The organism is Caldicellulosiruptor bescii DSM 6725, from assembly GCF_000022325.1.
Taxonomy (GTDB): domain Bacteria; phylum Bacillota; class Thermoanaerobacteria; order Caldicellulosiruptorales; family Caldicellulosiruptoraceae; genus Caldicellulosiruptor; species Caldicellulosiruptor bescii.
Map to the genome: position 1 here is coordinate 1,915,877 of NC_012034.1, position 22,605 is coordinate 1,938,481.

The window sequence follows — 22,605 nt, forward strand, 5'->3', positions numbered from 1 at the left end:
TCAAATGATTACAAAATTGTGTAATTTATTTCTAACCTCATTATTTGATTGATTTACCATCTAAATTTTGCGATAATTTTAATATAGCGATTTTCTCAAAAGTGGTGACTTTGACATTATGATAGAACTTTATGACCAAATTTCGAAATTACGAAATATTCTTGAGAAATTGAGTTCTTATATATTATATGTCTCAACTGAAAAAAATATAGAGGATATTCTCCTTCAAACCATTGATATATGTTTAGAACTTACAACAAGTGATGGTGCCACAATTTATCTTAAAGAAATAATAGAAAACGAGGAAAAACTTGTAATCAAAGCTACAAAAAATCAATCAGTCAATTTTGAGTTCTACTTGGGATACTCACTGCCCATAAATTCTATTAGTATAGCAGGATATGTTGCTTCTAACCGCAAACCTGTGATTATAAATAACACTTTATCTTTACTTGAAAATCATGAATATAGGCAATTCAAATTTTTTGACAGGAGTTTGCATTATATTACAATTAACACTATAACAGTACCAATTTTTGATTACACAAACAGGGTTATAGGAGTTTTGCAAGTTGTTAATAAGAAGGCAAAACCTCAATTAAAACTTGAAGAAAACAATGCTCATCTATTTACTATTGACTATACTGATAACGATGCAAGAATTATATTAGCAATCTCGGCACTTTTAGGAATCATTTTAGACAGAATTTGGCTTTATCAAAAAAATGATCAACTGATAACAAATACTCAAAAGATGCTAAGTAATATTTTCGACTCGGTAAAAAAATCAATTTTGACTTTAAATGATATAATGCTGACAGGTCAGCAAAAGTTCATAGAGTATCTTCAAGCTGAGAAAAGAAAAAAAGTTCTCGAGTTTAAGGAAGGATTTGAACTTTGTAAAAAACAAATTGAACTCTCAAAAGTTACTGAGACAATTATAACTGTATGTTATTTATCAATTGAAACTTCAGATAATAAATTATCAAATATATTCTATGAAGTACTTTCATCAGAAATAAGAATATATGACATTCCTGTAATGGTAAAAGAAAATGAGTATGTCCTTCTACTTTATAACGTCGATTTGATAAAAGCTAAAATGATTGCTAAAAGGATAGAAAGAAAAATGATTGAAAAGGCAAATTCACAAAACTATAACTTTTCATTCAAAACCAAATGGAGTTTCTATGAAATAAAGCCTTCAGAAGAAAAAACTCTTGAGGAAATATGTGAAGGTTTAAAAAGTACTGGAGCAGAGCTTTAAATTGCTTTTAAGCTGTTAATTAATGAATGGTAGTGAAGAAGAAAAAATGTCAAAGGAAAACCCTTTAAAATTTCTGGGAATTATAAGTGCTTTTAATCCTAATTATAACAATACCTCTGTTTACTTTGAATTGGAAGATAATCTTTTTTTAATTGACTGTGGTGGAGGTATATTTAACTCCCTTTTGAGTTTGAAACTACTTGAAAAATATTTGCATTTAAATGTTTTAATAACTCATACACACCCTGACCACATTGCAAGTTTAGGTCAATTAATATTGTATTGTTATTATCAACTAAGTAAGAAAATAACTCTTATCTTTCCTCAACCTGAAATAATATCAAATTTACTTGACTATATGGGTATCAGAAATGAGATATACACTTTGAAAACCCCTCAGGACTTTGTTAACTATCTCAGTAAACTTACGGTAATATCCTTAGAACAAGTTCATGTAAATGAATTGCCTTGTTTTGGATATCTAATTTACTTGAATAATATAACATTTTATTACAGTGGGGACTCAAAATCAATTCCTCTTTATATCCTAACCAAATTTTTAGAAGGCGAAATAGATTTTTTATTCCAAGACACTTGTTCAGAAAATCATAACCATCATCCCCATCTTTCCATAAAGGAACTTTCAGAACAAATACCACCCTCAAAAAGAAAACAGGTTTATTGTATACATATTGATGAAAGGTTTGATATAAATTTAGCTAAAAATTTAGGGTTTAATATACCTTAAGAAATTGTACCTGAGAGGGATGCAAAAAAATGATCGAATATAATAATCCCCAAGATTTAAAAAGACTAATCAGAAAACTCAATAAAATTGGAATTACAATTTCACGGGAGAAAAACGTCGATACCATTTTAGAAATGATCTTAAATGAAAGCATTGACATCACAAATAGTGATGGTGGTACCCTCTATATCGTAAAAGAATTCGAAGGACAAACATATTTAGTCATCACACTTGCCAAAAACTACTCAGTTGATTTTAATTACATTGGTTATAAAATACCTATAGATAATCAAAGCATTGTCGGATACGTTGCCCAAAATGGCATTCCTGTTACAATTAACAACATTCAAAATATCCAAAATTCTCACCTGCAGCAGTTTAAACTTTTCGACCAAGCTTTACATTATAAAACCCTAAATCTTATGGCAATACCCATGATTGATTATCAAGGCAATGTGATTGGTGTTTTGCAGATAATAAACAAAAAGAAAGACAACTCCATTAAGCTAACAGAAGACAACATCTACCAAAATATTGCTGACTTTACAAAAGAAGATGAAGAAATTATTTTGTCACTTGCATCTCAAGCGTCTTTATTAATTGAACGAATTCATCTTTACCAAAGGATAGAAAAAAATATTGCAAACACTCGTTATGCTCTAATCAGTTTATTTAATTCTATGAAACAAGTGATTGCAAACTTGAGTGAAGATATTTTAATTGAACAAGAAGAGTTTAAAAAATATGCATCTTTGGACGATCTGACAGGTCTGTTTACGCGAAATGAAGGAATGATTTATTTAGAAAAGCAGATACAACTCTCCAAAATGAATGAAACACACTTTGTTGTTTGCTTTATTGATGTCGATAGATTAAAACAAGTAAACGATACATTTTGCCACCAAATAGGGCTATGAACTTTTAAAAAGCTTTGCTCAAATTCTAAAAGAAAGTATCAGAAGTTATGATATAGCATTCAGATATGGCGGAGATGAGTTTGTGTTGATACTTTATAAAGCAACAATAAGAGAAGCTAATATTGTTCTTACAAGAATCCAAAATAAAATCGACGAGTTTAACGCAAAAGTCCAAAAGCCCTATAAGATTCAAATAAGCTATGGATTTGCTGAATATTCCCCAACTTCCAATTTGAACTCCGAAGACTTGATTAAAATAGCTGATGAGAATATGTATAAGGTCAAGAAAGAAAAGAAAAAAAGTCGACCCTCATATTAATTATGAGGGTCGTTCAAAATATATAAAGGAGTTCGAGGGGTTATGAGGATAGAGGGATTATCTTAGAATGACCATACAAACCTTGAAAAATGATCTGTTTTCAGCTGTTGTTTTTTAAGTTTGACATAAATATTCTTCCCCGCAGACCTATCATAGATGTACCCTTTATATCCTTCACATCTTAGGTGCACATCTTTTTTGAACTTAGCATCTGGTGAAAATTCAATGTACACAGTTCCATTTTCAGCATATATCTGTGCATAAAAGGTAATTGCATCTATTCCATCAGGTAGCGAGTCTTTCTTAAAATCAATTTCTACAAAGCCTACCTGAAATTTTCCTCCTTCATTTGTTACAGTAAAACTACCACTAAATTGAATAGGAGTTTCATCTTGTGCAAAAGCAATGCTACTCAAACCTAATGATAAAGTAATTACCAAAAGTACAGCAATTGACCATTTCTTCAAAACATGATGCTTCATAACTTTTTACACCTCCTTTAAGTTGAGCAAGCAAAATCTTGCTCATTAATATATCAAAAGGCACCTGGCTTTACTGCCAGGTGCCTCTCTACCAAAGGGAAATACTCTTTTTTACTCCCTTTACCCTTGGACATATGTTTCGGCAGCCTGGCAATCATAGGAAAAGGTAAAAACCCTTTTCCGACAGACCCATGGCTTTGCGCCCCTGCCTTTCGACAGGTTTGCCTTTATCGACATATGCTTCACTTATTTTTAAAAGCTCTGTTCAAATTAGCATTCTTTGTGTATAATTTTTATGTATTTCTCTAATTATATTATCGCATAAATTTTTAAATTTTCAATAGCTTTTTAAAAAAATTTTTGGGTTGTGAAAAACTATGATTTGTTTTAACTGTGGCAATAAAATTCAATCTCCTAATGCTGAAAAATGTATCTTTTGCGGAATGAAATTTAAGGGTGTGTGTCCATATTGCAATTCATTATTACCTACCTACATTAATTTCTGCCCTAATTGTGGGGAATTTGTAAGACAAGGTGAAGCTAATCAACAATCTGCTGACGAACTAAAAAAGGTAGCCGTGCTATTTGCAGATATATCAGGATTTACTAAGCTTTCCGAAAAAATAAGCCCTGATGAGGTTAATGATATAATCAATGAATTTTTTGAATATATTTTAAAGCCTGTTTACTACTATGAAGGTACCATAGATAAATTCATTGGAGATTGTGTTATGCTACTATTTGGTGCAAAAAACTCTCACTTGGATGACCCAAAGCGTGCTGTGTTGTGTGCTCTTGAAATGTTGAAGCTCTGTAACGAGTTTTCAGTACAAAAAAATTTAAAAATATCAATGAGTATCGGCATAAATTATGGTATAGTTGCAATTGGCAAAGTCGGAGGATATTATGAAAAGGATTATACTGTTATTGGTGAAGTCGTTAATGTTGCTCAGAGATTACAAGCAGCAGCACCTGAGAATACTATTTATGTATCAGAGAGTATTTATAGAGAGACTTTTGATTTATTCCTATATTCAGAGGCAAAAGAAATTTATGTTAAAAATAAAAGCAATCCCATAAGGTGTTATATACCTTTAGAAATTATCAATGAAGCTACAACATTTGATGTAATTTCTCGTATCCAGGATAGCTATTTATCAAAACTATTTAATATAATCGCATCAAAAGATACAAATAGCGTTCTTTTACTGGGGCCAAACGGTATTGGAAAAACTTCTCTTTTAGAAAAATTAACTAATCATTTAGTTGCAAACAATATAAAAACGTATTACATTAGATGCAGTTTTAATAATTATTCGCGCCCTTACTTGTTAATTTCGCAAATAATATGTAAAGTATTAAATGTGAGTGTAGACGATGTGCAAACCATAAAGCAACATCGATTAATCTCTTTTCTTGACTTTTTATTTAAAGATGACTTAGAAAAAAAAGAAACTTGTTTCAATTTTCTTTCTATCATTCTGCAATTAGATATCGAGGATGATTTTAGAAATATTGTTTCATCCATGACCAAAGAAGATTTGGAATTTGAAATTCGGCAAAATGTACTTCTATTTTTTGATGCTTTTTTGAGCTCAAATTTTTCTATTTTTTTAATAGATGACATCCATTATGCTGACATTGAATCAATTCAAATCCTGGAATATTTAAAGACAAATTTGTATTGTGATAAAGTAATCTTTATTATAACTTCAGAAAATGAAAGTATCCACCTTAATGCCGAAAAAACCATCTATGTACAGAAATTGTCACTTCAGGAAACAGAGGAATTTCTGAAATCTTTCTTTAATGTTAATACTGTTGATGAAAAATTTACCCAGCTAATGGTGGACATATCAGAAGGAAAAATTTCTTACCTTCAAGAGGTTTGTAGATGGCTTTATTTGAATCATCAGTTGTGCATTCAGAACAATAAGCTGTTTCTTCAAAACACTAATATAAATGCTTCAGAAATATTTTATAAAATTGTTGAACACAGACTTTCTCAACTCGATAAGGAATTAATACAATTTTTGAAAATAGCTGCTGTTTTTGGACAAAGATTTAATTTACGTATAGTATTAAATGTTCTAAAACCTTCAAAATCTGAAAATGATATCATCTTAACTCTTTCAAAAAGTAATTTCATTAAATTTGTTGACATAACTTATCAATCTTCAACAGCAGACAAAATCTTCGAATTTGCAAATAATATTATTTTTGAAGCAGTCCTGAGATCAATACCAAAAAGTACTAAAATAAATTTTCATCTTAAAATTGCCAAATCTATTGAAAAACTATTCAGAGAAAATATTAGTTATTATTACGAGCTTTTGATTTATCATTACCGTGAAGCGAACGATATAATAAATTCTTCCAAATATTGTATATCACTTGCAAATTATTACAAAAAGCAGCTTTTGTACAAGTACGCAGTAAAATACTTTAAAATTGCAATTGAAATGTTAGAAAATTACAACCAACAAAAAAACAATCTATATACAAGAGCACTTGAAGAATTATCAAGTTTAGAAAAACAAATGGGTAACTATGTTGAAGCTCTTAAGTACTTAATTATCTTAGATAGTGTAGCAGATGCCGAAAAAAGTCTATTTATAAAAAGCGAAATATGTGAATCTCTCATCCTTACTGCTGACTTTGCTAAAGCGAAAGAAATACTCATAGGGCTTGAAAAAAATATTGACAGGAATAGTACCTTATATTCAAAATTAGTCTACCTCAAGAGTCTATTTCAATGTTATACTGGGGCTTCAGATATTAACCATATTTTGGAAGAGGCAGAAACTATAATAATGCAAGATAATGAGATTGAGAATCTTGTGAAAGTCTTTAATATAGTTGCATATACATTTTATAGAAACTATGGAGATATTAATAAGGCAATAAATTACTTACAAAAAGCTAAATCTGCCGCAATTAAAACTAATAATATTGCTTTACGTGTCAAACTTACCAGTAATCTTGGTATTCTTTATTTTCAAACTGGTCAAATTAATAGTGCAATACAAAATTTAACATCAGCCTTAGAAGAAAGCAAAAAAATTTCCGATAGACATACACAAATTCATATTTTGATAAATTTAGGGATAATTTATACAAAGAAAGGACTTCTTAAAAAAGCACACGAATATCTAAACCAAGCTTATGAAAATGCTGAAAAATGGAATTTCTCGTATGAAGAATGTGCTTGCCTACTTAATATAGGCGAAATCTACATTGAAAAAGGCTTATTAATACATAGCTATGAATTGTTTTTAGCCTCACTAAATATCAGCGAAACAAAAATGTTTACTGCCGAAAAAGCTTTGAGTTTTATAAATCTCGCAAAAGTTTTGATCCTTATGAAAAATTGGCAAGCTGCTGACGAATTTCTTAATAAAGCAACAAGTTTTATTGAAAATTTAAAAGACATAGATATATCTTATGAATATCATCTAACTAAGGCAGAGTTTTTTATGTTGTCAAACAATTTTTTGGATGCAGAGAGAGAAATTGATATTTCATTAAAGTTTGCAGAAAAAAACATATTCAGACAAATAGAATGCATAAGAAAGAAAGGGGAAATACTTTCTGCTGCTGAAAAGTATAGTGAAGCAATAGAATGCTTCAAAAATGCAATAAAACTTAGTGAAACAAGTGGTTCTGCCTTAGAACTTGCAAAGTGCTATTTTCTCTTAGCAAAAACTTATCTAAAAACTTCGCAAAAAGACCAAGCAAAGTATTATATTGAAATGTCAGAAAAATGGAGCAAATTAATTGATGATGAGTGCAGTATCAAGACTGAAATAGCTTCATTTAAAAAGTTTTTGATAAGTTAGATCAACTCTATTGTTTGAGCATAAAGTATTTTACTAATGTAACATTTCCTTAAAAAGCAGAATACAAGATATTATTTTCAATGATAAATTAAAATTCTGTTGAAAGTAGGAATATAATGATGTACAAAATTGTACATTGATATGATATCCTTTCTCATAGTGAGGAGGGATATCAAATGCAGAACTTAACAGCACATTTAAACATGATAAGGGCGATGAAAATGAAACCTAACTTTTCAGAACTTGCAAGAATATATGGGATGGATAGAAGAACAGTTAAAAAATATTATGAGGGTTATGAAGGAAAACCTAAGAATAGAAATAAACCAAGTAAATTGGACAAATACTATGATGAGATAAAATCAAAGCTTGCTATCAAAGGAGTTACAGTCAAGGGTGTTTATGAGTATTTAAAATCAAAAGATGAGACAATAGGAACATATTCAAACTTCAATAAGTATGTTAAGAAAAAAGGATTAAAGCCAGAGAAGAAAATAAAAGGTCACCCAAGATTTGAGACAGATCCAGGTGAGCAAGCGCAAGTTGATTGGAAAGAGAATATAAAGCTTGTCTCAAGAAATGGAGAGGAGTTTATCATTAATGTTCTTGATTTTAAATTAGGTTATTCAAGGTATTGCTGCTTTGAGATAAACAGGACAAAAACTCAAGAAGAATTAATAGAAACTCTAATAAGAATATTCAAAGATATAGGCGGAGTACCGAGAGAGATTTTATTTGACAATACAGCAGCAGTTGTTGATATAACAGGTGAGAAAATTAAAGTAAATTCAAGATTTAAAAGTTTTGCAAAAGACTTTGGGTTTGAAGTGAAACTGTGCAAACCAAGACATTCGTACACAAAAGGAAAAGTTGAAGCAGCAAACAAGTTCATAGATTGGATACTGCCATATCAGGGTGAATTTGAAACAGAAGAGGATAGAAAAAGAGTATTTACAACCCTTGCCAGACAAAAGGTTAATAGACAGTTACCTAAATTCCTACAAGTCAGTTAAAGTCCAAAAGGACTCTCTGATTTACTACAAGGGAAGTAAATACTCTGTTCCACTTAGAATACAGGCTTAAACATTTTTCAAAATATTAAGTTTTAATAATAGACGAGATAGGTTATTTGCCAATAGACAATGATGGAGCGAATTTATTTTTTCCAGTTGATATCAAGCAGAAATGAGAAGAGCAGTACAATAATAAAAACTAATGTTGTATTCTCAGAATTGGGAAAGATATTTGGTAGAGCGACAATAGCAATTGCAATTCTAGATAGGCTACTCCATCATTCTTACGTGATTTTCATAAAATGACCTCCATACAGATTGCAGTCAAAAACAGCATATTTTAGCAATACAAACCAGCAAAGTTAAGTTTATTTTTTGTACATTTTTATTTTCGATTTTTGTTCATTTTAATGGTTCTTTCCGAAGTCAGTTGAATAAATTTTATTTTTCGGCTATAATGAAAGGACTATTAGATCAAAGGAGAAATCAATACAATGGAGTCAATAATAAACCTAAAAGAATAATAATCTTGTCATGGAGAAATACGAAATAATTGATGATACAATTTACATCTATGTTAAATCTAAAAATTCCCAAGCTACGTGTCCTTATTGCAATCAAAGTTCTAATAAAATACATTCTTACTATTCGAGAAGTTTTCAAGATCTTCCAATACAAGATAAAAAAGTTGTTATAGTTCTCAAGAATAGGAAATTCTTTTGTAAAAATCCTGAGTGCAGAAAAAAACATTTGCTGAAAGATTTCAATTTATCTCTGATAACGCAAAAAGAACTAAAAGACTTGAAGATGAAATATTAAACATTTCAATGAATATGAGTTCTGTAGGTGCGTCAAAGATATTAAGGAGAAACATTGCAAACAAACTCAAGAGCACAATTTGTGAAATGATAAAAAAAACAATTCTAATTGACAGAGATACAGTTAAAAGAGTCTATATTGACGATTTTGCCCTAAAGCGCAGGGAGAAATATGCAAAGTCAATGATAGATATTGAAAGCGGGAAGGTTATTGATATTTTAAATTCCAGAGACTACGACGATGTAAAACAATGGTTGGGAGAATATCCAAATATAGAGGTTGTATGTAGAGATGGTTCTGTAACTTATTCTAAAGCAATAAAAGATTCACATTGTGAAGCAATTCAAATAAGTGATAGATTTCATTTATTAAAAAATTTAACCGATTATTGCAAAGAATATATAAGAATAGAGATTAAAAATAAGATAAAAATAGAAATGCCAATGGTAAGAGAGGCAGAAACAAAATATTCAACTGAGACAAATGTGAAATACCATTATAAGACAAAATGGGAATTAATACTTGCTGTGAAAGAGATGATTTCGGATGGTTGTACAATAAATGAAGTATGTAGAGTTTTAGGACTTGGGAATAAAACTGTTATAAAGTACTCAAAAATAAATGAGAGCGAAAAAGATGTTATTGTCAATACCTTTTCCCCACTTTTGATAACATTTTTTCCCCACCTGTTTTCAAAAAAATTTAATTATCATTATTTAACTGATTTGACTCATTCTTGGAATCATCTGTTAAAGCTTTTATAGCACCCTCCCTTTGCTTCATCCTATAACTTTCACCTTTGATAACTACAAAATGACAGTGATGTACAAATCTATCTAAAATCGCTGTCGCTAAAACTGGATCATAAAATATCCTCGGCCACTCTTCAAATACCTTGTTTGTAGTTATTATTATCGATCCTCTCTCATACCTCTTTGATATTATCTCATAAAAATCATCTACACTGCTTTGATTAAATTTCCTTAAGCCCAGCTCATCTATTATTAACAAATCCACATTAACATAGTTTTTTAACTTTTGTTGATACGAATTATCCGCTCTTGAAATATACAACTCTTCTAACATCTCATTTGCTGTGGTAAACAAAACTCTATATCCAAGTGCTACGGCTTTAAGTCCTATCGCTATTGCAAGATGTGTTTTTCCCGTTCCTGGCGGTCCTATGAAGGCCACATTTTCTTTCTTGCGGACAAATTCACAGGTCGCCAAATTGTATATAAACCTCTTATTAATTGAAGGCTGATAACTAAAATTGTATTCTTCTAATGTCTTGTGCCATGGAAACCTCGCTTTGCTTATCCTCTTTTGATTACTGTTTATTCTCCTGTTACTCACTTCATCATTTATCAATATCTCAAAAAACTCTTGATACGAAAAGTTATTCTTAATAGCTTCCTCTACCCTTAAATCAAAACTCTTTATTACCCCAGATAATTTCAAATCCTTTAGCTTCCCCAACAAAAGATCATTCATCTTTGCAATTCTCCCATCTCAAGCAATTTGTCGTATTCCCTGATATCCCTGTAAAGCTCTGTACTTTCCTCATTAATATAGCTCTCATCTTCATACTCGGGCAAATCGCTTATCCCTTTTTCGCATATATTCTTAACAACCTTGTAGCTCAACCCTCCAAATTTTAAAGCCCTCTTACACGCATTGTCTACTGCCTCAGCTCCATATCTTTCTTTTAGTGCTATTATCCCACTTATGCTCCTGTAATCATACTTTTTAAATCCTTCTTGCTTAATAAATTCCTCAAAAAACTTCAGCGCCCAATTGCCAATTTCTGACATTTTACCCCTCTGTCTTGACAATATATCCTCAATTGTTATATTCTTGGACGAGGGATAGTGTTCTTTGTTGGTTACGTATTTGCCCTTCTCATTGTTTTTGACAATTTGATGAAGGGCTATTTCTTTACCTTCAAAGAACACCCTCAAAAAACTGCCCATCTCAACTACCTCTACTTCATATCCTGCATACTCATATGGCACTGAATAATAGTTCCCTTTGTATATGAGATGACTGTTAGTAGCTACTTTATGAATTGAACTCCTTGATATGTGGTATTCCTCAATAGGAAGAGCTATTAACTTTTCTTTCTCTTCTGAGATGAAAACTTCTTTGGGAACTTTCTTAGTTGTGCCATGTACTCTCACATTTGCTACATCGTCAAGCCAGTTTTTTAAATGCTCCCTCGCCTCATCAATATCCTTAAATTCTTCCCCAGAAAAACAGTTTTGCTTAACATACTTAACTGCCGATTCTACCTTGCCTTTATCAGTCGGTGTGTATACCCTGCATGGCTGAGGTAAAAATCCATAGTGGCTTGCAAAACTTGCATAGTCCTTTTGTATCTGCACATCAATAAAAATCAACGTTCAATACCCCTGCTTTTAAATTGTCTATCTTCACAACTTCTACTACTCCACCAAAATACTTAAATGCGTTCTTATGACTCTGTATAAATGTTTCAACTGTCTGGTCAAATACTATCTCTGCATACATATATCTTGAATAACTTAAAACCATTGTAAATACCCATGCTTTTTTGAATTTACCATCAACTTTTATCTTACCTATATATCCAAAATCAACTTGAGCTTCTTCTGCAGGCAGTGTTGTTAAAACCATGTACACCTTTGAATTTGCTATCTTTTGTTTTACCTTTTGGACATATCTTCTTACATTCGAGTAGCTTCCTTCAAAATCAAATTCCGCTTGTAGATCTTGATATATTTTCTTTGCTGAAAGTCCTTTATTAACCTTTGCCTCAATGAACTCCCTGTAATTATCTAATACAGAACCTTTTGATTTTCTCTTGACTTCTCCTTTCTGTTCAATGTCATGAATTACTTTTCTAACAGTTTTTCTATCCACGTTTAACAATTTTGCTATTCGACTTTTGTTGTATCCCCGTTTGAAAAGTGTGTAGATTGTTGTGTGCATTGCAACCCCCAACATTTTCTTGTTATCTTCTCCTTCTGTAGTTTTCCCATACTTTCCATTCTACACTACAGAAGGCTTCTTTTTAAGTGGCAGGTGGGGAATTTTTAGTGTCATTTCTGATGATTTTATTTTATCATTAACAAAAAAGAAAAATATGACAAGGAGCTGATTGGGAAATCGAAGCAGGAAAATATTTGTAAACGAAAGGAAGAATTAATTGAACAGGCCAAATTGCTTAGAAGGAAAGGATATAGCATTACTGGGATATCGAGAGAATTAGGTTTAGATCGAAAAACAGTAAAAAAATATCTTGAATCAGATGGTAGATTTAATCATGCATCGAAAGGAAGAAAATTTAAAAGTAAGTTAGACAATTATAAAGAATGCATTTTAGAACTTTTTTCAAAGGGATATAGTGGCGCAAGAATTATTTGAAAAGATAAAGCAAATGGGATACGATAGTTCATATTCGTTAGTAAGATACTTTATTGCTAATACGAATAAAGAAAGGATATTTTTAGAAGATAGAAGTGAGACAATTAAAATAGTCGAGAGAAAGAGTCTGATAAGTTTGCTTTATAGAGGGATAGAAGAAGAAAAAGCTATAACAGCGGAGGAATTGGAAAAAGTAATGGAGATTTATCCTCAATTAAAGATAATCTACCGATTAGTCAAGCAGTTTAAAGAAATCTTATTGAATAAAGACGTGTTTAAGGTAGAGCAGTGGCTTAAAGAGAGTGAAGAGTTAGATATTCCCGAGTTGAATAGTTTTGTTTCAGGGGTAAAGAGAGATTATGAAGCTGTAAGAAATTGTATTATGTATGAATACAGTAACGGCTTAGCAGAGGGGATTATAAATAAGATAAAAGTTATTAAGAGAATTATGTATGGTCGCTGTAGTTTTGAAATGTTAAGAAGTAAGGTTTTATTATTTAATTTCAACTAAGTTAGGAAAGAACCATTTTTATATTGACATTTACACGTTAAAACATTTTCCATATCAAAAAACCTCCTTCTTGGATATTTTTGTTTATATTCTGATTCTTACCAAGAAGGAGGTTTTTATGCTTTACACAAAATTATTTACAGTCTCTTTTAATTTGCAATTAACAATTTTTTATCATTAAATAGTTTTCTATAAACCTATTATTTTGGTTCTTGCCCCCATACCAGCACCCCATCTACATACGCTGTTACCTTCACATTCTCTCCATAATTCGTCATGCTCTGCATCCATGACCAGTCATTCCCTTGATTGTAATTGCTCCAATCACTCTTGTTGAACCTTATCTGTATCTCCCCTGTGTCTTTACCAGCCTGCAACTGCCCAGCTCCACTCTTAAATCCTATCTCTAAATAATAGTCCGCTCCACTTACGCTACTGCTCAGCTTCACAAACTTGAATGTCACATTGCTTGCTCCTATCTGTGCCCAGTCTGATATCGCACTCTGTGCCTTGTCCCCATCTACCGTGTACCAGTACCTTATCGTTACCCTGCTCAAATCTATGCTGCTACTTCCAGTGTTCACTACCTTCAACCATGGCCTTATCGTGTTTGTTGTGCTATTTGTCTCCTTGTTAGCATACAATACCTTTATCTGTCCACCTGCTACAGGTGTGCTGCTCGGCGTCGGTGTTGGTGTTGCTGTTGGTGTCGGTGTTGGTGTTGCTGTTGCTGTTGGAGTTGGCGTAGATGTTGCAGTTGATGTTGGCAATGGAGTTGATGTAGGCGTTGGTGTTTTTGTCGGGGTTAGCGACGGTGTAACAATTGGTTGTTGCCCATAACCTTCAAAATATTGATATATGTTATTCACATTAGTCTCATACCCTAAATAAAAACTTACGTGAGGTGGTTGATTATATGCAACGTTCTGCCATGCTATAGACACCCTATATTGCCTGTTATGCATAAGCGTAGGTATCTTATAATCTGTCAATGTGGTGGTTGTATATATCCTGATTGCATTGTTATCACTAGTCCTAAATATGACCTCTTCTCGCCAATCCCCAAGTATATCTGCACTCAAGCAAGGTGTTGCTTTTGTGCCATTGTTTGATGAACATCCACTTGCTGTGAATATAGTATTACTCCTATTATTGTTATAATCCCATTTATAAATATATACATTATCCAACAATTCTCTACCTAAATCTCCATCCCACCATATTGCAAAATTAATTGGTGGTGTCGCATTACTGATTACATTACCTCTACAATCTCTAACACTTATTCCACCTGCCGCCCACATTTCTAATCCTCTATATCGCGGGTTAATATCTGCCGTCAAAGCACGTCCACTATCTCCAGATGTTAAAACTCTCACTAATATCTGTCCAGTTCGTGCATCCCTTAAACTCGCTCCTGTACTTCCTTCATGACACTGCCAAACTTCTAATCCTGGCCTGTCTGGATCAATATCTGTCACATGCATTGCATCACCATGACCTAATTTAGTTGAATATAATGGTGCTCCATTATCATCTACTACCATAGCACCATATATTATCTCATCTTTACCATCATTGTCAACATCAGCCACACTCAAATTGTGATTTCCTTGTCCTTCGTAATCATCTCTATATCCATCTCTAATCTCTCCTGTGTCAAATTGCCATAACTTTGTTAACTCACCATTTCGCCAATTCCAAGCAACTATATATGTTTTTGTGTAATATCCTCGGCACATAATTAAGCTAGGTCTATTCCCATCCAAATAAGCTACTGCTGCTAAAAACCTGTCAACCCTGTTTCCATAAGAATCACCCCATGATGAAACATTCCCTCGTGGCGGAATATAATTAACCGTCTTTATTGCTCGTCCTGTCGCACCTTCAAATATAGTCAAATATTCAGGCCCTGATAAAATATAACCAGAGGAATTCCTCCAATCAGCATTTGGATCACCTATCACATTCCCTTGTCCATCTATTGTTCCATCAGCTGTTTTACATGCAACTTCAGCTTTTCCGTCACCATCTAAATCATATACTATAAATTGTGTATAATGTGCTCCTGCTCTTATATTCCTACCCAAATCAATTCTCCATAAAAACTTGCCATTTAATTTGTAAGCGTCTAAATACACATTGCTTGTGTATCCAGATTGTGAGTTATCCTTTGAATCACTTGGATCCCATTTCAGAACAATCTCATATTCCCCATCACCATCTAAATCGCCAACACTTGCATCATTTGGCGAATATGAAGCACCGAGTGGAGAATTCGCTGGTTTATTTAATCTTATTTCAATATAATTGCTACTAAGCACACTTACTTCTTCAGATTGCTCTACCTCTACACCATTTATCACTGCTTTTACATAATACTTCGAAGCAGCTGTCCCAGCAGTATCAACATAGTTTGTGCTGTTCTGAATCGGCGTATTAGTTATCTTCACTCCATTTCTGTAAATATTAAACCCTATATTCGCTAAATCTGAACCAAACATTCTCCAACTCAAAAATACTCCGTTGGTTACTTTTATTGCAATTAATCCTCTATTTAACTTCTCAATTTGACTTCCTGTTGCCGCCATTGCTAAATTACTTTTGCTCACATTTATCTGTCCATTTAACAATATAATAGTCATGAAAAAAATAATCGATACAAAATATACATACTCCCTAAGCTTTTTATTAGTTAACATTGAAACTCCCCTCCAAAACCTTTCTCTTTATCTTCAATTATAATAATCTACAAAAGACTCATCCAAAAAGTGGCGTGTGATGAATTTGAGGACTTCATATAAATATCAAATTCATCACACACACTCTCATCTACTTTTTTCTCTATTTTACTCACTAAAACGTCATTATTCCTTATCTTAAAAGAACGATTAGTATTGATGTATCTGTGATTGGGACGGAAATTCAAATAATGTTTTACAATTGTTTACATTCAAGTTATGATACCACAGTTCTGATACTGGACTATCAGATTTTGCAACACAGCTTTTTACATTGTTTAATGTTACATCTTCAAGATAAATAACTACTTTGAAAGTAGTATTACCATTTTGTCTTACAAGCTTTCCTATATTTGTAGCTGTGAAGTTTTTTACTTTGAATGTACACGGTGCATTAAGTTGGAACACCTTGTCAGCAGCTTCTTTTGCTGAACCACCAATAACTTCCACTACCCCCTCACTTTTTACAGTCAACGCATCCTCTCCAACATCTTCCCATACAACATTTTCAACCACATTATCACCATAACAATGTATCCCGTCACAACCTGGCGCTCCAATTATTACATTTTTCAAATTTGCCCCTTTTTCAAGTTTAAATATGGGCTTTTGATTTTCAGATTGACTTCCGTCACCCATTCCTTGAGCTATTATTTTTATTCCTTTACCATCATATGTTTGACCGGATTTTACAATTATTGTATCTGTAATAACTAAAACACCACCCGTATTTGGGGTCGGCGTCGGTGTTACTGCTGGGGTCTGTGTTGGTACTGGTGTGGAAGTTGGAGTAGGTGTTTTGGTTGGCGTTGGAGTCGATGTCGGTGTTGGTGTCACTGATGAAGTCGGTGTTGGTGTCGGAGTAGGTGCTGTACCGCTCACACTTGAATTTACAACAACATCATCAAATTCAGCAACACACCTGTCAGCTATTAAACCTGCTTTTCCTGTCGTAATCGATAAATCACTTGCACTTAATACTTGACTCCCATTAACATATCCAACTAACTTGCTCCCATTTACTTCTAATTTCACATTATACCAGGTATCCTGATCCAACGTAAATGACTTGAACGCCAATGTACTCCAGTTACTGTTTAATTTCTTCCCTATTTCTATCTTTGAACCCCTTAGCACCAACGCATAAAAGTTACCTGAGTTTTTATATCTCACTATCACTCCCGCACCTGAACTCGAATCCTTCACATTTAATACTTTAACTTTCGCTTCAACTGTATAATCACTCCAATCAGATGAACCAGTATATGCTCTCGCCTCAGAACCTGTGCTAGCCTGCTTTAAAACCTTGCTCCCATCCACTACTACACTCCAACTACCGTTCGATGTCGACCATCCATCTCTGTTGCCATCTTCAAAATCATCTGTTAAAAGTGTCGCTGCCTTTGCAACTTCATTACGCAACCCAATCCCTGTAAACAATGAAACAACCATTATCAAACTGACTACAATGGCTAAAATCTTCCTGTTACTCATCACCCAAACCTCCTCTTTTTTATTCTTAGATTTTATCATTACCCTCTCCGCTTGACCTTTCTATTTTTTGTTTTCAAGCGGAGAGGGTAAGGTAATTACCTTGCTCCTATTCCTTCTAAACCACTACCAGGCTTTGGCTTTAAAAAGTCTCCTAAGTTTAAACCCCCATCACTATTCCTTGTTATGGTTGGTGTTAAGCTGTAAAAGTCATTATCGGTTACCAGTTGACCATTTAGCTTTATTGCTTGCCTATTACTCCACAAAACACAATTAATTATCGTTCCACTTACCAAATCACTCGATGCACTCTCTTTGTAGGATAAACAATTCTTCAACACGTGTGTACCTTCTTCAAAATAAAAGTTCCTTCCACTTACCTTTAAACCGTTATTATAGCCCGTACAATTTTCCACTGTTATGCTACCCGGATTACTATTATAAGTAAATCCATGTTTGTTGTTATTAAATGCTATACATCTTCTCACTGTATGATTGACCTTTATATTACTGCCTCCTAGCTTAAAGCCATTTCCATCACTGCTAGATGTGGCACTCCCGGTTGATGTTTGCCCGTGACCATATGCCACACAATCCTCAATTAATACTTCACCAATAGCTCCTGTCTCACTTTTTGTGTATAAATCCCAACCATCATCAACATTGTAGTACGCTACACAACCTCGGAATACATTTCCTGGTCCTGCTGTTAGTTTGCATGCAAAACCATCTGCATCTTCACCGTTATCTGGATCCATATTGTCATGTGATGTACAATTCAATATCAAGTTATAACTTGGCCACTCATCTCTGGTTGCAGAACTTATATACCTGCTTATCTGCAAACCTGAATCTCTGTTATGATGAATTTCACATTGTTCAATTATATTGTAGCTGCCTCCTACGAAGATTCCGTTGTCCGCAGCTCCCATGACTTCTAATCCTTTTATGTGCCAATAGTTCCCATTAATCTGTAATCCTCTTGGATTTGAGTCCACACTCCCATATGTTTGAGATGAAAAGTCCAATATTGGCCTTTCATTTGGAAATGCATAAATACATTTTCTTGCATTGCTTGTACCACTATTATTTCTTTCAATTGTGATCTGCGCAGAATACTTATACGTCCCACCTCTCATGTAGATTATCTGCCCAGGTTGTACTATCGTGATTGCTTTTTCTAATGTAGTAGGTCGATCAATGGTACCAGGATTATCTGAGCTCCCACTTGGTGCCACATAAATAGCATTCACCCCAGGTACAGGTGTCGGGGCAGGTGTTGGAACTGTCGTCGGCGTTGGGGTCGGCGTCGGTGTTACTGCTGGGGTCTGTGTTGGTACTGGTGTGGAAGTTGGAGTAGGTGTTTTGGTTGGCGTTGGAGTCGATGTCGGTGTTGGTGTCACTGATGAAGTCGGTGTTGGTGTCGGAGTAGGTGCTGTACCGCTCACACTTGAATTTACAACAACATCATCAAATTCAGCAACACACCTGTCAGCTATTAAACCTGCTTTTCCTGTCGTAATCGATAAATCACTTGCACTTAATACTTGACTCCCATTAACATATCCAACTAACTTGCTCCCATTTACTTCTAATTTCACATTATACCAGGTATCCTGATCCAACGTAAATGACTTGAACGCCAATGTACTCCAGTTACTGTTTAATTTCTTCCCTATTTCTATCTTTGAACCCCTTAGCACCAACGCATAAAAGTTACCTGAGTTTTTATATCTCACTATCACTCCCGCACCTGAACTCGAATCCTTCACATTTAATACTTTAACTTTCGCTTCAACTGTATAATCACTCCAATCAGATGAACCAGTATATGCTCTCGCCTCAGAACCTGTGCTAGCCTGCTTTAAAACCTTGCTCCCATCCACTACTACACTCCAACTACCGTTCGATGTCGACCATCCATCTCTGTTGCCATCTTCAAAATCATCTGTTAAAAGTGTCGCTGCCTTTGCAACTTCATTACGCAACCCAATCCCTGTAAACAATGAAACAACCATTATCAAACTGACTACAATGGCTAAAATCTTCCTGTTACTCATCACCCAAACCTCCTCTTTTTTGTTATAATTATTTACGGTCTGCATCAAAAATTTGTTGAAAATAGTTCTTTAACTGTTGCTTACAAAAAATGTGCTAACAAATTCATCCCTCCCTTAGTGTTCTTATTCTTTTGAATCCACAGTATGGAGTAGAAATATTCTCTTTTACTCCTCTACTCCACTGTTATTATTAATAATAATTAATTTGATTTTTTTTTCAAGGGACACTTCTTTAGTTTTATAATATGGTTAAACAATTTTATATTACTAATTTGTTTATTTTGAATAAAGAAAATTTTAATGTGATAGGATTTTATTAAGGTATGTTTAAATACATATGGTTCTCTATATATCATGTTCATTTATGTTTAAAATTTCACTGGGTAAACAACCTTTTACCCTTTTAAAAGCTCTTCTAAAGGTTTTAATGTTAGTATATCCTACCATTTTACTAATATCGTCTAAATTCCACTTTTTTTGCTTTATCAATTTATATGCTTCTTCTATTCTTAACTTTTCTACATAATCACTGAACTTTATACCTACTGCATTTTTAAAAATATTAGAAAAATAAGATTCAGATAAATTAAATCTTTCAGCGACAAGGGATATACTCATGTTTGGATTAAATAAGTTTTTGTTTATAAATTCTAATATCTCCTCTATTAATTTTTCCTTAGAAGCCTTCCTGTTTCTCTTGATTTGTTCTGTTATATTAATAAATACTTGCTTTATATCTTCAAATAACCTGTCAAAGTCATTTTCTTCAATAAAAATAAAGTTCTTAATGTCAAATAGATTGTCAATATTTACTTTTGTCATATTTGCAATTTTAATAATTGTTCCAATTAACTCACTAATTAGCACATACTTTAAACTCAGTGATATATCTTTTTCTTCAAAGTTTTTATAATATAATAGGTGTAGAATTTCTTCAATCTCAGATATTTTCCCAAGATTAACTAGCAACATTAATCTCTCTTCTATTTCTATTGGATACCATATATTATTATCTTTCTTAACAACATTATAATACCACAGTATGCCATTCTCAACGTTCTCTGTTGTGATTAATTTATTAGCTTCAATAATTTCTTTTGCATCTAAAAATGAAATTCTACATTCGTCAATGTTATTAACTATACGACCAACTGCAATTAAATATTTGTGACATATTTTAATTACTAATCTATCACCTATCAATCTCAGCCATAGATTTACATTTTGACTTACTTTTTCATCTTCATCTTCATCAAATGCTAAAATTAAAGCAAGATCACTATCTGCAAGTTGGTAAACATAATAAAATACCAAGTTAATTTTTGAGTCAACCCTAATACTTTCTAACTCATTTTTTATTATATCTCTTGTTCTAACTTGTTTGGTAAGAGAGAGCATTTTGATTATGGCAACTAAAAATTTTTTACCTCCAATTTTTAAGCCTATACTTTGGATTTTTTCTTCTATTGCCCCTTTGCTATAAGACCAACCATAAATAAGCTTTTCTATTATCATATCGTTTAATAATTCTTGTTTACTGGTTATTTTATTAAGAATCCTGTAACTTGTAATTTTAGTGTGTATTAACCTACGGTCTTTCTCCTTTAACTTGTTTATGCACCTAAAAGTAAGTATTTTATTCTCATTCTCCTCGTTTACATTTTTTAAGCCCTTAGTTATTTTATATGTCCTTACTTTATATAATTTGATATAAATAGCATATAAACTTATAATAATTATGAAAAGTGTAAACTCCGTTAGATACAATGTATAAACAGTTCTTGAAATGTATATTTCACTTTTTATGCTGTTATATGGTACTAGATAAACATAATCCCAATCATATACATTTGAAGCCAACCGTAAAAATATATACTTTTTATTTCGTATTGTTATTACATTATACAGATTAGAAATATATTTCTTATTTTTGCTAAGTTTTTCTAATATGTTATTTATTGTATTATTAATATCTGCTTTATTTGAAGTTAATATTTTTTTCTCACACCTATCATAAATTAAAATTATTGAATCTTGGCTGTTTAATTTGTTTTCCTTTAGTAGCTTACAAAATTTAGCAACATCAATAATTACCAGAAGAATTGCCAATTGATTTCCAATGTTATCAAATGGAAAGTAATATGTTTCATGCAATGCCAATATTCTTTGGCCACTAATTGAATATTCTTGTGATATTAACTTATTTTTGCATTTACTGTTGTTTTTATCGAATATTTTATTGAGCCAAACGCGGCAGTTCATTCTGTCAGGTGAAAAGTAATTACAAAAATTTTCAAATCCAAATGTAAAAAAAGAGCCAAATTCTTCGGAAGCAAAATATACTATTTCTCCCTCGCGTAAAAAAAGTACAATGATAGGTTTTAACTCTCCATTAATCATGCCTATGTCTTTAAAGTGTTTATAATATTCAAAGTACTCCCATAAATCTAAAGAATTTTCTCTTAACCCCCTTAGATTCCCTACCCATTTTAATTCATCATCAGTAAGAATACGTGTAACTATCTCATTCATTTTCTTTAGTTCATTGTCTATTTTTTCGCGAAGTTTATCTAATTGAAGTGACTTATCATTAATTATGTCTCTCAAAATAAGTTCTTTAGTCATATATAATAAGAAAACTGACATTAGAAAATGAAAAAGAAAAACCATAACTAAAAATATTAAGAACATATTTGCACTTTTTTTAATACATATGGTTCTTCCCATTTTCCTACATAAACCCCCTAACCCCTAATACTAAAAATGGTTGGATTTTATATGAATTTTAATTTTATCTGCTAAAGCTATTTCACAATAAAGTTTATAACACAACTTGTCACAGTTAAAGCAAGAAAATTTTATTTTGGACAGGAAAATTTTAAGCATCTTTAAAAATAGTTTTTACCATATTACAGCAATTTTATATGTTGGTTATTACTTTTTAATATGTATGTTATAGTAAATTCGTAGCTTAAAACATATTTCAAATTATA

The 22,605-nt window shown here is 32.4% G+C and carries 11 protein-coding genes, 5 pseudogenes and 1 riboswitch; of the genes and pseudogenes, 9 read left to right on the forward strand and 7 right to left on the reverse strand.

What is annotated here, in order from left to right; genetic code table 11:
* Window positions 1-118 precede the first annotated feature (118 nt).
* The 4 genes from ATHE_RS09250 to ATHE_RS15145 are packed head-to-tail and all read left to right on the forward strand — an operon-like array spanning window position 119 to window position 3,251.
* The gene (locus tag ATHE_RS09250) at window positions 119-1,267 is read left to right on the forward strand and encodes a GAF domain-containing protein (protein WP_015908228.1); all 1,149 of its coding nucleotides are present in this window, start codon (window positions 119-121) and stop codon (window positions 1,265-1,267) included.
* A 22-nt stretch (window positions 1,268-1,289) separates the two neighbouring features.
* Window positions 1,290-2,015, forward strand: coding sequence for an MBL fold metallo-hydrolase (locus ATHE_RS09255; RefSeq protein ID WP_015908229.1), 726 nt, complete (start codon window positions 1,290-1,292; stop codon window positions 2,013-2,015).
* A gap of 29 nt (window positions 2,016-2,044) precedes the next feature.
* The gene (locus tag ATHE_RS09260) at window positions 2,045-2,932 is read left to right on the forward strand and encodes a sensor domain-containing diguanylate cyclase (RefSeq protein WP_252864495.1); all 888 of its coding nucleotides are present in this window, start codon (window positions 2,045-2,047) and stop codon (window positions 2,930-2,932) included.
* A gap of 52 nt (window positions 2,933-2,984) precedes the next feature.
* Complete coding sequence (locus tag ATHE_RS15145; RefSeq protein ID WP_252864515.1) at window positions 2,985-3,251, forward strand: diguanylate cyclase; 267 nt, start codon at window positions 2,985-2,987, stop codon at window positions 3,249-3,251.
* A gap of 62 nt (window positions 3,252-3,313) precedes the next feature.
* On the opposite strand, the gene ATHE_RS09265 is transcribed toward ATHE_RS15145, so the two are convergent.
* The gene (locus ATHE_RS09265) at window positions 3,314-3,733 is read right to left on the reverse strand and encodes a hypothetical protein (RefSeq protein ID WP_015908230.1); all 420 of its coding nucleotides are present in this window, start codon (window positions 3,731-3,733) and stop codon (window positions 3,314-3,316) included.
* A gap of 138 nt (window positions 3,734-3,871) precedes the next feature.
* Window positions 3,872-3,969: riboswitch (cyclic di-GMP riboswitch) on the reverse strand.
* 141 nt (window positions 3,970-4,110) lie between these two features.
* Here ATHE_RS09265 and ATHE_RS09270 point away from each other — a divergent pair.
* The 4 genes and pseudogenes from ATHE_RS09270 to ATHE_RS09280 all read left to right on the forward strand — a co-directional run.
* Window positions 4,111-7,572, forward strand: a complete 3,462-nt coding sequence (locus ATHE_RS09270) for an adenylate/guanylate cyclase domain-containing protein (protein WP_015908231.1) — start codon at window positions 4,111-4,113, stop codon at window positions 7,570-7,572.
* Window positions 7,573-7,748: 176 nt separating this feature from the next.
* Window positions 7,749-8,637: pseudogene (istA, locus tag ATHE_RS09275) on the forward strand (IS21 family transposase); the annotation flags it as partial.
* A gap of 1 nt (window position 8,638) precedes the next feature.
* Window positions 8,639-8,891 (forward strand): annotated as a pseudogene (locus ATHE_RS14295) (ATP-binding protein); the annotation flags it as partial.
* Between the two features lie 228 nt (window positions 8,892-9,119).
* Window positions 9,120-10,042, forward strand: a pseudogene (locus ATHE_RS09280) (ISL3 family transposase); the annotation flags it as partial.
* Window positions 10,043-10,106: 64 nt separating this feature from the next.
* Here the strand turns inward: ATHE_RS09280 and istB are convergent.
* Window positions 10,107-10,898 (reverse strand): IS21-like element ISCsa9 family helper ATPase IstB, encoded by a 792-nt coding sequence (gene istB / locus ATHE_RS09285; protein WP_015908233.1) that lies wholly within the window; start codon window positions 10,896-10,898, stop codon window positions 10,107-10,109.
* Window positions 10,895-12,374: pseudogene (istA, locus tag ATHE_RS09290) on the reverse strand (IS21 family transposase). The gene istB and the pseudogene istA (ATHE_RS09290) overlap by 4 nt, the downstream one beginning before the upstream one ends.
* Window positions 12,375-12,518: 144 nt before the next feature.
* On the opposite strand from istA (ATHE_RS09290), the pseudogene ATHE_RS14300 reads away from it, so the two are divergent.
* Window positions 12,519-13,320, forward strand: a pseudogene (locus ATHE_RS14300) (transposase); the annotation flags it as partial.
* A gap of 200 nt (window positions 13,321-13,520) precedes the next feature.
* On the opposite strand, the gene ATHE_RS09305 reads toward ATHE_RS14300, so the two are convergent.
* From ATHE_RS09305 to ATHE_RS09320, 4 genes are all read right to left on the reverse strand, one after another.
* The gene (locus tag ATHE_RS09305) at window positions 13,521-16,022 is read right to left on the reverse strand and encodes a rhamnogalacturonan lyase family protein (RefSeq protein WP_015908236.1); all 2,502 of its coding nucleotides are present in this window, start codon (window positions 16,020-16,022) and stop codon (window positions 13,521-13,523) included.
* A gap of 189 nt (window positions 16,023-16,211) precedes the next feature.
* The gene (locus tag ATHE_RS09310; protein ID WP_041727168.1) at window positions 16,212-17,555 is read right to left on the reverse strand and encodes a pectate lyase; all 1,344 of its coding nucleotides are present in this window, start codon (window positions 17,553-17,555) and stop codon (window positions 16,212-16,214) included.
* A gap of 95 nt (window positions 17,556-17,650) precedes the next feature.
* Window positions 17,651-19,612 (reverse strand): right-handed parallel beta-helix repeat-containing protein, encoded by a 1,962-nt coding sequence (locus ATHE_RS09315; protein WP_015908238.1) that lies wholly within the window; start codon window positions 19,610-19,612, stop codon window positions 17,651-17,653.
* 345 nt (window positions 19,613-19,957) lie between these two features.
* A complete protein-coding gene (locus ATHE_RS09320) occupies window positions 19,958-22,339 on the reverse strand; it encodes a helix-turn-helix domain-containing protein (RefSeq protein WP_015908239.1) in 2,382 nt (793 codons plus the stop codon).
* Window positions 22,340-22,605: the final 266 nt, after the last annotated feature.

Bases quoted from the DNA above. Each gene is read 5' to 3' on its own strand.
- ATHE_RS09250 (WP_015908228.1), top strand. From the start codon at position 119: ATGATAGAACTTTATGACCAAATTTCGAAATTACGAAATATTCTTGAG.
- ATHE_RS09255 (WP_015908229.1), top strand. From the start codon at position 1,290: ATGAATGGTAGTGAAGAAGAAAAAATGTCAAAGGAAAACCCTTTAAAA.
- ATHE_RS09260 (WP_252864495.1), top strand. From the start codon at position 2,045: ATGATCGAATATAATAATCCCCAAGATTTAAAAAGACTAATCAGAAAA.
- ATHE_RS09265 (WP_015908230.1), bottom strand. From the start codon at position 3,733: ATGAAGCATCATGTTTTGAAGAAATGGTCAATTGCTGTACTTTTGGTA.
- ATHE_RS09270 (WP_015908231.1), top strand. From the start codon at position 4,111: ATGATTTGTTTTAACTGTGGCAATAAAATTCAATCTCCTAATGCTGAA.
- istB (WP_015908233.1), bottom strand. From the start codon at position 10,898: ATGAATGATCTTTTGTTGGGGAAGCTAAAGGATTTGAAATTATCTGGG.
- ATHE_RS09305 (WP_015908236.1), bottom strand. From the start codon at position 16,022: ATGTTAACTAATAAAAAGCTTAGGGAGTATGTATATTTTGTATCGATT.
- ATHE_RS09310 (WP_041727168.1), bottom strand. From the start codon at position 17,555: ATGAGTAACAGGAAGATTTTAGCCATTGTAGTCAGTTTGATAATGGTT.
- ATHE_RS09315 (WP_015908238.1), bottom strand. From the start codon at position 19,612: ATGAGTAACAGGAAGATTTTAGCCATTGTAGTCAGTTTGATAATGGTT.
- ATHE_RS09320 (WP_015908239.1), bottom strand. From the start codon at position 22,339: ATGGGAAGAACCATATGTATTAAAAAAAGTGCAAATATGTTCTTAATA.